Annotated in this window: 16 protein-coding genes; 6 read left to right on the top strand and 10 right to left on the bottom strand. The window is 64.7% G+C overall.

Annotated elements, in window-relative coordinates:
- Positions 1-39: 39 nt before the first annotated feature.
- Complete coding sequence (tldD, locus tag ACZ5R1_RS16895) at positions 40-1,485, top strand: metalloprotease TldD (RefSeq protein WP_007159526.1); 1,446 nt, start codon at positions 40-42, stop codon at positions 1,483-1,485.
- Between the two features lie 35 nt (positions 1,486-1,520).
- Here the strand turns inward: tldD and yjgA are convergent, their stop codons facing one another.
- On the bottom strand, positions 1,521-2,045 hold the full coding sequence (gene yjgA, locus ACZ5R1_RS16890; protein WP_464712582.1) for a ribosome biogenesis factor YjgA: 525 nt from the start codon (positions 2,043-2,045) through the stop codon (positions 1,521-1,523).
- A gap of 92 nt (positions 2,046-2,137) precedes the next feature.
- On the opposite strand from yjgA, the gene pmbA reads away from it, so the two are divergent.
- Positions 2,138-3,487 (top strand): metalloprotease PmbA, encoded by a 1,350-nt coding sequence (gene pmbA, locus ACZ5R1_RS16885; RefSeq protein WP_027597095.1) that lies wholly within the window; start codon positions 2,138-2,140, stop codon positions 3,485-3,487.
- Positions 3,488-3,710: 223 nt separating this feature from the next.
- Positions 3,711-4,325, top strand: a complete 615-nt coding sequence (locus ACZ5R1_RS16880) for a superoxide dismutase (protein ID WP_007159523.1) — start codon at positions 3,711-3,713, stop codon at positions 4,323-4,325.
- A 71-nt stretch (positions 4,326-4,396) separates the two neighbouring features.
- On the opposite strand, the gene ACZ5R1_RS16875 is transcribed toward ACZ5R1_RS16880, so the two are convergent.
- From ACZ5R1_RS16875 to ACZ5R1_RS16835, 9 genes are all read right to left on the bottom strand, one after another.
- Positions 4,397-4,669, bottom strand: a complete 273-nt coding sequence (locus ACZ5R1_RS16875) for an HPr family phosphocarrier protein (RefSeq protein ID WP_007159522.1) — start codon at positions 4,667-4,669, stop codon at positions 4,397-4,399.
- A gap of 31 nt (positions 4,670-4,700) precedes the next feature.
- Positions 4,701-5,555 (bottom strand): RNase adapter RapZ, encoded by an 855-nt coding sequence (gene rapZ, locus ACZ5R1_RS16870; protein ID WP_007159521.1) that lies wholly within the window; start codon positions 5,553-5,555, stop codon positions 4,701-4,703.
- A gap of 1 nt (position 5,556) precedes the next feature.
- Entirely contained in the window at positions 5,557-6,021 is a 465-nt protein-coding gene (gene ptsN / locus ACZ5R1_RS16865; protein WP_007159520.1) for a PTS IIA-like nitrogen regulatory protein PtsN, read from the bottom strand.
- 18 nt (positions 6,022-6,039) lie between these two features.
- Positions 6,040-6,348: a ribosome hibernation-promoting factor, HPF/YfiA family gene (gene hpf, locus ACZ5R1_RS16860; RefSeq protein WP_007159519.1), complete on the bottom strand. Its 309-nt coding sequence runs from the start codon at positions 6,346-6,348 to the stop codon at positions 6,040-6,042.
- 89 nt (positions 6,349-6,437) lie between these two features.
- Positions 6,438-7,937 (bottom strand): RNA polymerase factor sigma-54, encoded by a 1,500-nt coding sequence (locus ACZ5R1_RS16855; protein WP_027602565.1) that lies wholly within the window; start codon positions 7,935-7,937, stop codon positions 6,438-6,440.
- A 102-nt stretch (positions 7,938-8,039) separates the two neighbouring features.
- Complete coding sequence (gene lptB, locus ACZ5R1_RS16850) at positions 8,040-8,768, bottom strand: LPS export ABC transporter ATP-binding protein (protein WP_027597094.1); 729 nt, start codon at positions 8,766-8,768, stop codon at positions 8,040-8,042.
- On the bottom strand, positions 8,765-9,307 hold the full coding sequence (lptA, locus tag ACZ5R1_RS16845) for a lipopolysaccharide transport periplasmic protein LptA (RefSeq protein ID WP_007159516.1): 543 nt from the start codon (positions 9,305-9,307) through the stop codon (positions 8,765-8,767). Before lptA ends, lptB begins: the two co-directional genes overlap by 4 nt.
- Positions 9,294-9,866 (bottom strand): LPS export ABC transporter periplasmic protein LptC, encoded by a 573-nt coding sequence (gene lptC / locus ACZ5R1_RS16840; RefSeq protein WP_007159515.1) that lies wholly within the window; start codon positions 9,864-9,866, stop codon positions 9,294-9,296. The genes lptA and lptC overlap by 14 nt, the downstream gene beginning before the upstream one ends.
- An 84-nt stretch (positions 9,867-9,950) precedes the next feature.
- Positions 9,951-10,925 carry a KpsF/GutQ family sugar-phosphate isomerase gene (locus ACZ5R1_RS16835; RefSeq protein WP_007159514.1) on the bottom strand — a complete coding sequence of 325 codons (975 nt, stop codon included), beginning with the start codon at positions 10,923-10,925 and terminating at the stop codon, positions 9,951-9,953.
- A 204-nt stretch (positions 10,926-11,129) separates the two neighbouring features.
- Between ACZ5R1_RS16835 and ACZ5R1_RS16830 the strand changes: the two genes are divergently transcribed.
- Genes ACZ5R1_RS16830 through mlaD form a run of 3 tightly spaced genes read left to right on the top strand, consistent with a single transcriptional unit; the run spans position 11,130 to position 13,209 of the window.
- Positions 11,130-11,939, top strand: coding sequence for an ATP-binding cassette domain-containing protein (locus ACZ5R1_RS16830; protein WP_027597091.1), 810 nt, complete (start codon positions 11,130-11,132; stop codon positions 11,937-11,939).
- Entirely contained in the window at positions 11,939-12,733 is a 795-nt protein-coding gene (gene mlaE / locus ACZ5R1_RS16825) for a lipid asymmetry maintenance ABC transporter permease subunit MlaE (protein ID WP_007159512.1), read from the top strand. Before ACZ5R1_RS16830 ends, mlaE begins: the two co-directional genes overlap by 1 nt.
- Complete coding sequence (mlaD, locus tag ACZ5R1_RS16820) at positions 12,733-13,209, top strand: outer membrane lipid asymmetry maintenance protein MlaD (protein ID WP_007159511.1); 477 nt, start codon at positions 12,733-12,735, stop codon at positions 13,207-13,209. Before mlaE ends, mlaD begins: the two co-directional genes overlap by 1 nt.
- Positions 13,210-13,218 lie beyond the last annotated feature (9 nt).

Here is a 13,218-nt window from a genome sequence, read left to right as displayed (position 1 = left end):
ATCGTTCCGACGTCCATTGTGGCGTCGTCTGGAGTTTCCATGAGTGATTACCTGAATAGCGTCGGCTCGGCCCTGCTGGGTCCCGGCGGACTCGCGGTGGACGATCTGCAACCCGTGCTGCAGCGGCTGGCCGGTCCCGGCATCGACGCCGCCGACCTGTATTTCCAGAGCATCGTCTCCGAATCCTGGCTGCTGGAAGACGGCATCGTCAAGGAAGGCGGCTTCCACCTCGACCAGGGCGTTGGCGTGCGGGCGCTGTCCGGCGAGAAGACCGGCTTCGCCTACAGCAACGCCATCACCGGCGAGGCCCTGGATCTGGCGGCCCAGGCCGCGCGGTCCATTTCCCGCAGCGGCGCCGAGGGTCAGGTCCAGGCGTTTCGCGCGGTGGAGCCGGCGCAGCGCCTCTATGGCCAGGACAATCCGCTGGACGTGCTGGATCGCGCCACCAAGGTCGCCTTCCTGAAGCAGCTGGACGAGGCGACCCGCGCCCTGGATCCGCGTATCCAGCAGGTCACCATCAGCCTGGCCGGGGTCTGGGAGCGCACCCTGGTGGCCGCGGTCGACGGCACCCTGGCAGCCGATGTGCGCCCACTGGTGCGCCTGGGCGTCAGCGTCATCGTCGAGCAGAACGGCCGCCGCGAGCGCGGCAACAGCGGCGGCGGCGGTCGCTGCGACTATCGCTATTTCCAGCGTGATGACCGTGCCCTGGGCTACGCCCGCGAAGCGGTGCGCCAGGCGCTGGTCAATCTCGAAGCCACCGCGGCCCCGGCCGGCACCCTGCCGGTGGTGCTGGGCGCCGGCTGGTCCGGCGTGCTGCTGCACGAGGCGGTCGGCCATGGCCTGGAAGGCGACTTCAACCGCAAGGGCAGCTCCAACTACAGCGGCCAGCTCGGCCGCCAGGTGGCGTCCTCGCTATGCACCATCGTCGACGACGGCACCCTGCCGGATCGCCGCGGCTCCTTGTCCATCGACGACGAGGGCACGCCCAGCGGCTACAACGTGCTGATCGAGAACGGCATCCTCAAGGGCTACATGCAGGACAAGCTCAACGCCCGGCTGATGGGCGTGGCGCCCACTGGCAATGGCCGGCGCGAATCCTATGCCCATCTGCCGATGCCGCGCATGACCAACACCTACATGCTGGCCGGCCAGAGCGATCCGGCCGAGATCATCGCCTCGGTGGAGAAGGGCATCTATTGCGCCAGCCTGGGCGGCGGTCAGGTGGACATCACCAGCGGCAAGTTCGTCTTCACCACCAACGAGGCCTACCTCATCGAGAACGGCAAGCTCGGTCGCCCGGTGAAGGGCGCCACCCTGATCGGCAACGGCCCCGAGGTCATGAACCGGGTGTCCATGGTCGGCAACGACCTGGCGCTGGATGCGGGGGTAGGGACCTGTGGCAAGGACGGCCAGTCACTGCCGGTGGGTGTGGGGCAGCCGACGCTGAAGATCGATGCCATCACCGTGGGCGGCACTGGCGCCTGATGCGGGCACCGGCCGTGGCCATCGCGGACGGAAACCTAGCGCAGACCGCGCCGGGTTTCGTCGAGGGTGCGGATGTACTTGAAGACCTTGCGCGCCGCCGCCGGCGGCTTGTTGTGCGCCGCTTCGTGCTGGGCATGCCGCACCAGGCCGCGCAGGTGCTGGCGGTCGGTCTCCGGGTAAAGCGCCACGAAGGCCTCCAACGCCTGGTCGCCTTCGGCGATCAGCCGGTCGCGCCAGCGCTCCAGGGCGTGAAAGCGCTCGTTGTACTGCCGTGTCGAGGTGTCCATCTGGTCGACCAGCACCAGAATGGCTTCCAGGTCCTGGTCGCGCATCAGCTTGCCCAGGTACTGGACATGCCTTTTGCGCGCGATGTGCGTCTTGTGCTTGGGCGCCTCGGCCAGGGCCTTGCGCAGCGGATCGGTCAGCGGCAGGCGGTCCAGCTGCTCGGCCGGCAGCCCGGCCAGGCGTTCGCCCAGATCCTGCAGCGCATGCAGCTCGCGCTTGACCTGTGTCTTGCTCTTTTCGCCCAGCGGCGCGTCGTCGTCGTAAGAATCAACCATGAACTATGGGGTCCAGCTAAGAATGGGCGCCATCATAACGAGTTGCCGCACGGTTGTCCGGCCTGGCCGGCGCCGTCCGTAAGGAGAACGTCATGAATCGCAACGCCGCCGTGGGTCCCGCTGCGCTCCCCGAATTGCGCGAACAGGTCGAGGCCATCCTGGCCGAGGCCCGGCGCCAGGGCGCCAGTGCCGGTGAAGTGGCCGTCTCGGTCGACCAGGGCCTGTCCACCTCGGTCCGCAAGGGCGAGGTGGAAACCGTCGAATTCAATCGCGACCAGGGCTTCGGCATCACCCTCTATGCCGGGCAGCGCAAGGGCTCGGCCAGTACCTCTGCCACCGGTCCCGAGGCGATCCGCGAAACCGTGGCCGCGGCCCTGGCCATCGCCAAGCACACCTCCGAGGATCCCTGCGCGGGTCTGGCCGACGCCGAGCTGATGGCGCGTGGCGAACTGCCCGATCTCGACCTCTATCATCCCTGGGACATCACCCCCGAGCAGGCCATCGAGCAGGCGCTGGCCTGCGAAGCCGCGGCCTACGCCGCCGACAGCCGCATCGGCAATGCCGACGGCACCACCCTCAACACCCATCAGAGCTGCCGGGTGTACGGCAACAGCCACGGCTTCGTCGGCGGCTATGCCAGCACCCGGCACAGCCTGAGCTGCGTGATGATCGCCGGCAGCGGCGAGGCCATGCAGCGCGACTACTACTACGACGTCAATCGGATCGGTCACGAGCTGATGAGCGCCGAGGAGATCGGTCGCCGCGCCGCCGAGCGCGCCGTGAGTCGCCTGGGGGCCAGGCCGGTGCCCACCGCCAAGGTCCCGGTGCTGTTTTCGCCGGAAATGGCCGCCGGCCTGTTCGGTACCTTTCTCGCCGCCATTTCCGGCGGCAACCTCTATCGCAAGTCGTCCTTCCTCGAAGGCGCCCTGGGCCAGCAGGTGTTTCCCGACTGGCTGACCCTGGACGAGCGGCCGCACCTGCCACGCGCCCTGGGCAGCGCCGCCTTCGACGGCGAAGGCCTGGCCACCTACGCCAAGCCCTTCGTCGAAAACGGCCAACTGGTGTCCTATGTGCTCGGCAGCTATTCCGCGCGCAAGCTGGGCCTGCAAAGCACTGCCAATGCCGGCGGCGTGCACAACCTGCACGTCAGCCATGGCACGGCCGACCAGGCCGAGCTGATCCGGCAGATGGGCACGGGCTTTTTGGTCACGGAAATGATGGGGCAGGGCACCAACCTGGTCACCGGTGACTATTCCCGGGGCGCCGGCGGCTTCTGGATCGAGAATGGCGAGATCCAGTTTCCGGTCCAGGAGGTCACCATCGCCGGGCGGCTGGGCGACATGTTCCGCCAGATCCTGGCGGTGGGCAGCGACGTGGAACGCCGCGGCAGTCTGCGCACCGGTTCGGTCCTGATCGATGGCATGACCCTGGCGGGCAGCTAGAAGGGCGGTGGAAGCCGTCGCGATGAGGAAAATCCTGTCGAACGGGAGACAGCCCACCCCGTTACTCGTTAGTATCCTAGCAATGCACTAGGACATAGCCGTGCGGTCGAATCCGCTGACCGGACGGCCAAGGCTTCAGACGGTGCGCCGTGGCGCACCAGCCGTACACCCCATCGCCCAAGGGCGGTGGGTCCATACCAAAGCCACCATGGAGACAATCCGCATGCCGCATACTCTGCCTCAGCTGCCCTACGCCTACGACGCGCTGGAACCGCACGTCGATGCCCAGACCATGGAAATCCACCATACCAAGCACCACCAGACCTACATCAACAACCTGAACGCGGCGCTGGAAGGCACCGAGTTCGCCAACCTGTCCGCCGAAGACGTGGTTCGCCAGCTGGACAAGCTGCCCCAGGACAAGCGCGGCGCCGTGCAGAACAACGGTGGCGGCCATGCCAACCACAGCCTGTTCTGGACCGTGATGGCCCCCAATGCCGGCGGCAAGCCCGAAGGCGCCCTGGCCGAAGCCATCGAGTCCCAGCTGGGCGGCTTCGATGCCTTCAAGGAAGCCTTCACCAAGGCTGCCCTGACCCGCTTCGGCAGCGGCTGGGCCTGGCTGAGCGTCACCCCCGAGAAGAAGCTGGTGGTCGAGAGCACCGGCAACCAGGACAGCCCGCTGATGACCGGCAACACCCCGATCCTCGGCCTGGACGTCTGGGAGCACGCCTACTACCTGCGCTACCAGAACCGTCGTCCCGAGTACATCGGTGCCTTCTTCAACGTCATCAACTGGCCGGAAGTGTCCCGTCGCTACGAAGCGGCGCTGAACGCCTGAGTCGACGCCCAATGAAAAAGCCGCCCTCGGGCGGCTTTTTTTATCGGAGCTGCGACTGGCGCAGGGGCCTGTCACTCGCCTTCGTCGAAGTAGTTGTTGATCAGCTCGACCAGGGCGCGCATAGCCTCGTCGCTCTGCTCACCCTCGGTTTCCAGCTGCAGGACCGTGCCCTTGCCGGCGGCCAGCATCATGACCGCCATGATGCTCTTGCCATCGACCGGCGATTCGCCACTGCGGCCGACGCGGACGCTGGCGGGATAGCGGCCGGCCACGCCGACGAACTTGGCCGCCGCACGGGCGTGCAGGCCCAGCTTGTTGATGATGGTGATCTGTTGGGCAGGCATTGAGTCTGTCCTTGTCGAAACAAAACGGGCGTCAGAGATCGCGGTGACGGATCTGGACGTTCTTGAGCAGGTTCTTGAGTTCGCGACCCAGGCGATCGGCCAGATAGACCGAGCGGTGATGACCACCGGTACAACCAATGGCCACGGTCACATAGGACCTGTTGTTGGCGGCAAAACGCGGCAACCACTTCACCAGGTAATCGCGGATGTCATTGTACAGGGTCTCTACCTCGGGCTGTTGCTCGAGATAGTCCCGCACCGGGGCATCCAGTCCGGAAAAGTCGCGCAGGTCCGGTTTCCAGTAGGGATTGGGCAGAAAGCGCACGTCGAACACCATGTCCGCGTCCACCGGCAGGCCCCGCTTGAAGCCGAAGGATTCCACCAGATAGGCGGTGCCGGGCTCTGGGGCGTTCAGCAGGCGCAACTTGAGGATGTCGCGCAGCTGATAGAGATTCAGGTGAGTGGTGTCGATCTTCAGGTCGGAGAGGTCGGCGATGGGCGACAGCAGCACCTGCTCGTCGTGAATGGCCTCGGCCAGGGATCTTTCCTGGTTGGACAGCGGATGCCGGCGACGCGTCTCGGAAAAGCGCTTGAGCAGCGTCTGGTCATCGGCGTCCAGATAGAGGATGTCGCAGCGGATGTTGCGGCTGCGCACCTGTTCGAGCAATTCGGGAAAGCGTTGCAACTGGCTGGGCAGATTGCGGGCATCGATGGACAGGGCGACCTTGGGCTGGGGCCGCTCCATGTCGGTCAGGGCATGCTGGGCCAGATCGGGCAGCAGACTGGCCGGCAGGTTGTCGATGCAATAGAAGCCATTGTCCTCAAGCACGTTGAGCGCCGTACTCTTGCCCGACCCGGAACGTCCGCTCACGATGATGAGGTGCATGTCAGTGTCCGCTCTGGGCCTCGACGACGATCTGATAGAGCGCCTGGCTATCCTTGGCCTTGCGCAGCCGCTCGCGGATGTCGGCGCGATCCAGGATGCCGGCGATCTGGCGCAGCAGGGTGAGGTGCTGTTCGGTGGCGGCTTCCGGGACCAGCAGGACGAACACCAGGTCTACCGGCGCGCCGTCGAGGGAATCGAAGTCCACTGGTTGCTGCAGGTGGAAGAGCACGCACAGCGGTTGCTGCAGACCCGCCAGGCGGCAGTGGGGAATGGCGATGCCATTGCCGAAACCGGTGGAGCCCAGACGCTCGCGCGCCATCAGGCATTCGTGGATGTGTGCGGCATCGTGGCCGGGCAGTTCCTGCGCGGCCAGCTCGGCGATGCGTTCCAGTACAGCGGCTTTGCTGCCGCCCGGCGCACCCGTCTGGGTGCGGCCGGGGGTCAGGATATTTTCGAGTCTGATCATAAAGCGGCGATCGAAACCTCAGCGGACGCCGACGCCCTGCTGGCGTTCGATCGATTTTTCCTTGTGTTTAATCAGTTGGCGGTCGAGCTTGTCGGCCAGGAGATCGATGGCGGCATACATGTCGTCGTGCTCGGCATTGGCGACCACGGCGGCGCCGGCGACGTGCAGGGTGGCTTCGGCTTTCTGCTTGAGCTTGTCCACTTCCAGGATCACCTGGACGTTGGTAATACGGTCGAAGTGCCGTTCGAGGCGGGCGAGTTTCTCGCCGATGTAGTCACGCAGGGCTTCTGTCACTTCAAGCTGATGGCCACTGATGTTGACTTGCATACCGCTTCTCCTTATTGCCGGGCTACGATCGGCGAAGCTGCTCGCCGACATGACAAGGGTCGATCGAGGCACGGTCACATCAGGACGCGTCAGATGAGACGCTTGCGTTCGCTGGACGGAGCGATACCCAGGGATTCCCGATACTTAGCCACCGTGCGACGAGCGACTTGTATACCTTGCGATTCCAGTAAACCAGCGATCTTGCTGTCACTCAACGGCTTTTTCGCGTTTTCCGCCGCCACCAATTTCTTGATGATCGCGCGGATCGCAGTGGAGGAACATTCGCCCCCCTCGGCGGTGCTGACGTGGCTGGAGAAGAAGTACTTGAGTTCGTAGATGCCACGCGGGGTGTGCATGAACTTCTGGGTGGTCACCCGGGAGATGGTCGACTCGTGCATGCCCACCGCCTCGGCGATGTCGTGCAGGACCAGCGGCTTCATGGCCTCTTCACCGTATTCGAGAAAGCCCCGCTGGTGCTCGACGATCTGGGTCGCCACCTTCATCAGGGTCTCGTTGCGACTCTGCAGGCTCTTGATGAACCAGCGCGCTTCCTGCAGCTGGTTGCGCATGTAGGTGTTGTCGGCGCTGCTATCGGCGCGCTTGACGAAGCCGGCGTACTGGGGATTGACCCGTAGGCGCGGCACGGCTTCCTGGTTGAGCTCCACCAGCCAGCGCTCGTTGTGCTTGCGCACGATGACGTCCGGCACCACGTATTCGGCCTCGCCGGACTCGATCTGCGAGCCGGGGCGCGGGTGCAGGGTCTGGATCAGTTCGATGACGGGCTTGAGTTCGTCTTCCTTGATCTTCATGCGGCGCATCAACTGCGCATAGTCGCGACTGCCGAGCAGATCCAGGTAGTCGCCCACCAGGCGCTTGGCCTCGCCGAGCAGGGGGAGGCTGGCCGGCAGCTGGGCCAGCTGGATCAGCAGGCACTCGCGCAGATTGCGCGCGGCGACGCCGGCCGGCTCGAATTGCTGGACGCGTCGAAGCACCACCTCGACTTCGTCGAGATCGACTTCCAGTTCGGGATCGAGAGAGGCATGGATGTCTTCCAGGCTTTCCTGCAGATAGCCATCGGTGTCGATGCCGTCGATGATCGCCAGGGCGATCAGGCGGTCGAGATCCGACATGGGCGCCAGGTTGAGCTGCCAGAGCAGGTGGGTCTGCAGGCTTTCGCCGGCCGAGGTGCGGGTGGTGAAGTCCCACTCGTCGTCGTCGTTGCTGGGCAGGCTGCTGGCGCTGGTCTGGTAGATGTCTTCCCAGGCGGTATCCACCGGCAGCTCACTGTCGCTGGGGATGCGTTCGCTCCACTCGGACTCGTCGGCCATCTCGTTGGTGGCGACCGAGGTTTCCTTGAAGTTGATTTCGGTACCGCCGGGATTCGCCAGCTCGTCGCCTTCGCCCGAGGCGTCGCTCTGGTCGAAGTCTTCACCTTCTTCCTGGCGTTCCAGCATCGGATTGGATTCCAGGGCTTCCTGGATCTCCTGCTGCAGGTCGAGCGTCGAGAGCTGGAGCAGACGTATGGCTTGTTGCAGCTGCGGCGTCATCGTCAGCTGCTGGCCCATCTTGAGGACTAGCGATGGTTTCATGGCTGCGGAAATACACCTTGTCTACCGACGCGAACAGCGCCACCGAACCTCGCGAACCCTGCGAGCGTTAGCAAATTATATGCCTTGTTTCCCCGGGTTTGCCTAGAGGCGGAATTCGTGGCCCAGATAGACTTCCTTCACCAGCTCGTTGGCGAGGACTTCCTCGGCGGTACCCTCGGCGATGAGCTGGCCATCGTTGACGATATAGGCCGTCTCGCAGATGGTCAGGGTTTCCCGGACATTGTGGTCGGTGATGAGGACACCGATGCCCTTGGCCTTGAGGTGACGAATGATCTGCTTGATGTCGCCCACGGAGATGGGGTCCACGCCGGCGAAGGGTTCGTCCAGCAGGATGAACTTGGGCGCGGTGGCCAGGGCGCGGGCGATCTCGACACGGCGCCGCTCGCCACCCGACAGGCTCATGCCGCGGTTGTCGCGGATGTGGGTGATGTGGAATTCCTGCAGCAGGCTCTCCAGTTCGCGTAGGCGGCCGGCCTTGTCCAGGTCCTTGCGGGTTTCCAGGATGCCGAGGATGTTGTCGGCCACGGTCAGCTTGCGAAAGATCGAGGCTTCCTGGGGCAGGTAGCCGATCCCGGCACGGGCACGGCCATGCATGGGCAGGGCGGTGACGTCCTGGTCGTCGATCAGCACGCGACCCTGATCGGCCTTGACCAGGCCGACGATCATGTAGAAGCAGGTGGTCTTGCCGGCGCCGTTCGGACCGAGCAGGCCGACGATCTGCCCGCTGTCGATGCTGACGCTGACGTCGCGAACGACCTGACGACCCTTGTAGCTCTTGGCCAGATGCTGGGCTTTGAGCGTAACCGTCATTGTCCCTGCCCCGACTGCTGCTGATCCTTGGGCTGGATGACCATGTCGATCCGCGGCCGCGGCGTGGTGACCTTGCTGCCGTTGGCGCGCCCGGCGTTGACGATCTGGCGCTGGGTGTCGTAGACGATCTTCTCGCCTTCGAAGGTGTTGCCCTGTTGGACCACCTTGGCCTGATCGATCAGGATGATGCGATTTTCCTGGGCGAAATACTGGATCGTCAGACCATAGGCCTTGACGATGTCCTTGTCCGCCGAGGGCTTCTGCTCGTAGTAGGCCGGTTTGCCCACTGCGGTGGCGACCTTGATGTTGCCCTGGTTGTCCTGGGTCAGGGTCACCGTGTTGCCGGTGATCTTCATGCTGCCCTGGGTGATGACCACGTCTCCGCGGTACACGGCCACGCCCTGCTTGTCATCGAGCTCGGCGCTATCGGCCTGCACGCGGATCGGCTGGGTGCGATCGGTCGGCAGGGCCCAAGCCGCGGCACTGCCAAAGGTGGCGCCGAGGGTGAACAGGAAGGGGAGGGTTTTAACGAACCTCATGCTGGCCTCTTACGTTGGACAGCAGGAGCATTCTGCCGTCTTCTAGATACGCTTTCATGCCATTGGCCGTGGTCACCCCATTGGCGGCCTCGATTCTAACGGCTTGCTCGGTTTGCGCATATTGTTTGTCAGGAAAGACGGTCATGCGGGTGGTGGTCAACACCACCGGGCGGCCTTTCTCATCGGTACGCTCGACGCGCACGTCATCGATCAGCTCCGCCTGACTGCCACCGGGGGCGACCTCGGCGCGGGCACTGCGAATGTGCCAGGGATAGTCGGTACCGCGAAAGGCCAGCATGTCGGGGCGGGTCACCAGGGTGACGTCGGTCGCCTTGACGTGTTCGCTGCGCTCGGCCTTGAGTTCGTACTGGATCTTGCCGTCCAGGCGATACTGAATCGTCCGGGTATTGAGGGCATAACCGTCGATGGCGCTATCTTGCGGGGTCGACGAGGCCGGGGCATCGACGAAGCGCTGCGGCAGGATGTTCCAGTAGCCGATCGCGATGAGCGCGGCGGCGATCAGGACCAACAGCACGGGGCGGCGCAAGCTGCGAAACATGAGGGTACCTGTGGTGGGCCGCACCAGGGGGCGGCGGGTTGAACACGAGATGTCGGCGCATTTAGTCGAGCAGTATAACCCGGCCTACAGCACCCCGGCGCGTAGCAGGTCACCCATGTTGAGGGCGCCGATCGGGCGGCGCTCGTCATCGATCACCACCAGGGCGTTGATCTTGTGCTCCTCCATGATCTTCAGCGCCTCGGCGGCGAGCATCTGCGCCCTGGCGGTTCGACCGCCGCGGGTCATCACGGTTGCGATCGCCGTGGTGCGCACGTCGATGCCGCGATCCAGGGCGCGACGCAGGTCGCCGTCGGTGAAGATGCCGGCGAGACGGCCATCGGCGGCCAGCACGCTGGTCATGCCCAGGCCCTTGCGCGACATCTCCAGCAGGGCGTCGGAGACCAGGGTGTCCTCGCCGACCTGCGGCAGGTCGGCGCCGGCATGCATGACGTTCTCCACCTTGAGCAGCAGGCGCCGGCCGAGGGCGCCACCCGGGTGGGAAAAGGCGAAATCCTCGGCGGTGAAGCCGCGCGCCTCGAGCAGCGCGATGGCCAGGGCATCGCCCAGTACCAGGGCGACGGTGGTGGAGGAGGTGGGTGCCAGATTGAGCGGGCAGGCCTCGGTGGCGACGCTGGTGTCCAGATTGACGTCCGCGGCCTTGGCCAGGGGCGAGGCGGGATTGCCGGCAAAGCTGATCAGCGGGACGCCCAGGCGCTTGATCAGCGGCAGCAGGGTCAGGATCTCGCTGGAGGTGCCCGATTGGGAGATGGCGATGATGACGTCATCGCGGGTGATCATGCCCATGTCGCCATGGCTGGCTTCCGCCGGGTGCACGAAGAAGGCCGGGCTGCCGGTGCTGGCCAGGGTCGCGGCGATCTTGTTGCCGACATGCCCGGATTTGCCCATGCCCAGGACCACGATGCGCCCGCGGCAGGCCAGCAGCCGGCGACAGGCAGCGGCGAAGCTGTCGTCGATGCGTTCGCCCAGGGCGGCCACTGCCGCTCGCTCTACATCTATGGTGCGCTTGGCGGAGGCGATGAAATCTATTGAGTCGGACATGGGTCAGAAGGCAGGTGACGGGACAATCGGAAATTATATGCGCAAAGCCGCGACACTCAGCAACGCCGCCCGTGGCTCAGGAGTCTCATCGGCAACGAATGCTATAGTGCCGCCCTTTTGCCGGGGCCGCCGAACGCGAGTGTCGCGTGCCCTGAAGCGGCGGAGCGGCGTCTCCCTGCACAGAGTTGAACCTTAGGAGTCCTGATGACCGTCGATAGCCCGTACGCCGTGGAGCTGAAGGGCGTTTCCTTCAAGCGCGGCACGCGTCTGATCTACGACCGGGTCGATATCCGCATCCCGCGGGGCAAGGTCACCGGGATCATGGGACCGTCCGGCAGTGGCAAGACCACCCTGTTGCGCCTCATCGCCGCCCAGTTGCGACCGAGCAGTGGCGAGATCTGGGTCAATGGCGCCAACCTGCCGCAGCTGTCCCGCGGCGAGCTGTTCGAGATGCGCCGGCAGATGGGCGTGCTGTTCCAGAGCGGCGCGCTGTTCACCGATCTCGATGTCTTCGAGAACGTGGCCTTTCCCTTGCGCGTGCATACCAAGCTGCCCGAGGAGATGATCCGCGATATCGTCCTGCTCAAGCTGCAGGCGGTGGGACTGCGCGGTGCCATCGAACTGATGCCGGACGAACTGTCGGGTGGCATGAAGCGCCGGGTCGCCCTGGCGCGGGCCATCGCCCTGGATCCGCAGATCCTCATGTACGACGAGCCCTTCGTCGGCCAGGACCCCATCGCCATGGGCGTGCTGGTGCGCCTCATCCGCCTGCTCAATCAGGCGCTGGGACTGACCAGCATTGTGGTTTCCCACGACCTGGCCGAGACCGCCAGCATCGCCGACTACCTCTATGTGGTGGGCGATACCAAGGTGCTGGGGCAGGGCACGCCGAAGGAATTGCGCGAATCGCCGGATCCGCGGGTTCGCCAGTTCATGCAGGGCATCCCCGATGGCCCGGTACCCTTCCACTTCGCCGCGCCGGATCTGCGCGATGCCTTGCTGGGGAAACACTGATGCGTAAGGTCTCCGCCGTGGAGCGGATTCGTCGACTGGGCCGCGCCGGGCTGGATGTCGTGGCGGCCATCGGCCGCTCGGTCATCGTCCTGCTGCTGGCGGTGTTCGGTCGCGGTGGCGTGGGCAGCGGTCTGCAGCTGCTGGGCAAGCAACTCTATTCGGTAGGGGTGATGTCGCTGCCGATCATCGTGGTGTCGGGCTTCTTCATCGGCATGGTGATCGCCCTGCAGGGCTACAACATCCTGGTCAAGTACGGCTCCGAGCAGGCGGTGGGGCAGATGGTCGCCCTCACCTTGCTGCGCGAACTCGGCCCGGTGGTGACGGCCCTGCTGTTCGCCGGCCGGGCAGGCTCCGCCCTGACCGCCGAGATCGGCAACATGAAATCCACCGAGCAGCTGTCCAGTCTGGAAATGATCGGCGTGGACCCGCTCAAGTACATCGTCGCGCCGCGTTTCTGGGCCGGCTTCATTTCCATGCCGCTGCTGGCCGCCATGTTCAACGTGGTGGGCATCTGGGGCGCGGCCATGGTCGCCATCGACTGGCTCGGCGTCTATGACGGTTCCTTCTGGGCCACCATGCAGAACAGCGTGATGCTCAGCGACGTGCTCAACGGCGTGATCAAGAGCCTGGTGTTCGCCTTCGTGGTGACCTGGGTCGCCGTCTTCCAGGGGTATGACTGCGAGCCCACTTCCGAAGGCATCGGCCGCGCCACCACCCGTACCGTCGTCTATGCGTCGCTCGCCGTGCTCGGCCTCGACTTCATTCTTACCGCCCTGATGTTTGGAGATCTCTGATGCAAACCCGCACCCAGGAAATCGGTGTCGGACTCTTCCTGCTGGCCGGCGTGCTCGCACTGCTGCTGCTGGCGCTGCGGGTAAGCGGTCTGACGATGAGCGACCATCATGATACCTACAAGGTCTACGCCTATTTCGACAACATCGCCGGTCTCACCGTGAGATCGCGGGTGACCATGTCGGGCGTGACCATCGGCAAGGTCACCGCCATAGATCTCGATCGCAACAGCTACCGCGGCCGGGTCACCATGCAGATCGACAAGCAGGTGGACAACCTGCCGACCGACTCCATCGCCTCGATCCTGACCGCCGGCCTGCTCGGCGAGAAGTACATCGGCATCAGCGTGGGCGGTGACGAGCAGGTGCTCAAGGAAGGCTCGACCATTCGAGATACACAATCCTCGCTGGTTCTCGAAGACCTGATCGGCAAATTCCTGCTCAATTCGGTCAATAAAGACTCTTCCGCCAATAAATGATGAGAGGCT

This window comes from Pseudomonas sp. Pso3, from assembly GCF_055393275.1.
The sequence above is the reverse complement of the archived record's forward strand: the minus strand, read 5'-3'. Positions and strand labels throughout refer to the sequence as shown.

What these genes read in the sequence shown, in the direction of transcription:
- tldD (WP_007159526.1), top strand. Translation starts at nt 40, where the DNA reads ATGAGTGATTACCTGAATAGCGTCGGCTCGGCCCTGCTGGGTCCCGGC.
- yjgA (WP_464712582.1), bottom strand. Translation starts at nt 2,045, where the DNA reads ATGGTTGATTCTTACGACGACGACGCGCCGCTGGGCGAAAAGAGCAAG.
- pmbA (WP_027597095.1), top strand. Translation starts at nt 2,138, where the DNA reads ATGAATCGCAACGCCGCCGTGGGTCCCGCTGCGCTCCCCGAATTGCGC.
- ACZ5R1_RS16880 (WP_007159523.1), top strand. Translation starts at nt 3,711, where the DNA reads ATGCCGCATACTCTGCCTCAGCTGCCCTACGCCTACGACGCGCTGGAA.
- ACZ5R1_RS16875 (WP_007159522.1), bottom strand. Translation starts at nt 4,669, where the DNA reads ATGCCTGCCCAACAGATCACCATCATCAACAAGCTGGGCCTGCACGCC.
- rapZ (WP_007159521.1), bottom strand. Translation starts at nt 5,555, where the DNA reads ATGCACCTCATCATCGTGAGCGGACGTTCCGGGTCGGGCAAGAGTACG.
- ptsN (WP_007159520.1), bottom strand. Translation starts at nt 6,021, where the DNA reads ATGATCAGACTCGAAAATATCCTGACCCCCGGCCGCACCCAGACGGGT.
- hpf (WP_007159519.1), bottom strand. Translation starts at nt 6,348, where the DNA reads ATGCAAGTCAACATCAGTGGCCATCAGCTTGAAGTGACAGAAGCCCTG.
- ACZ5R1_RS16855 (WP_027602565.1), bottom strand. Translation starts at nt 7,937, where the DNA reads ATGAAACCATCGCTAGTCCTCAAGATGGGCCAGCAGCTGACGATGACG.
- lptB (WP_027597094.1), bottom strand. Translation starts at nt 8,768, where the DNA reads ATGACGGTTACGCTCAAAGCCCAGCATCTGGCCAAGAGCTACAAGGGT.
- lptA (WP_007159516.1), bottom strand. Translation starts at nt 9,307, where the DNA reads ATGAGGTTCGTTAAAACCCTCCCCTTCCTGTTCACCCTCGGCGCCACC.
- lptC (WP_007159515.1), bottom strand. Translation starts at nt 9,866, where the DNA reads ATGTTTCGCAGCTTGCGCCGCCCCGTGCTGTTGGTCCTGATCGCCGCC.
- ACZ5R1_RS16835 (WP_007159514.1), bottom strand. Translation starts at nt 10,925, where the DNA reads ATGTCCGACTCAATAGATTTCATCGCCTCCGCCAAGCGCACCATAGAT.
- ACZ5R1_RS16830 (WP_027597091.1), top strand. Translation starts at nt 11,130, where the DNA reads ATGACCGTCGATAGCCCGTACGCCGTGGAGCTGAAGGGCGTTTCCTTC.
- mlaE (WP_007159512.1), top strand. Translation starts at nt 11,939, where the DNA reads ATGCGTAAGGTCTCCGCCGTGGAGCGGATTCGTCGACTGGGCCGCGCC.
- mlaD (WP_007159511.1), top strand. Translation starts at nt 12,733, where the DNA reads ATGCAAACCCGCACCCAGGAAATCGGTGTCGGACTCTTCCTGCTGGCC.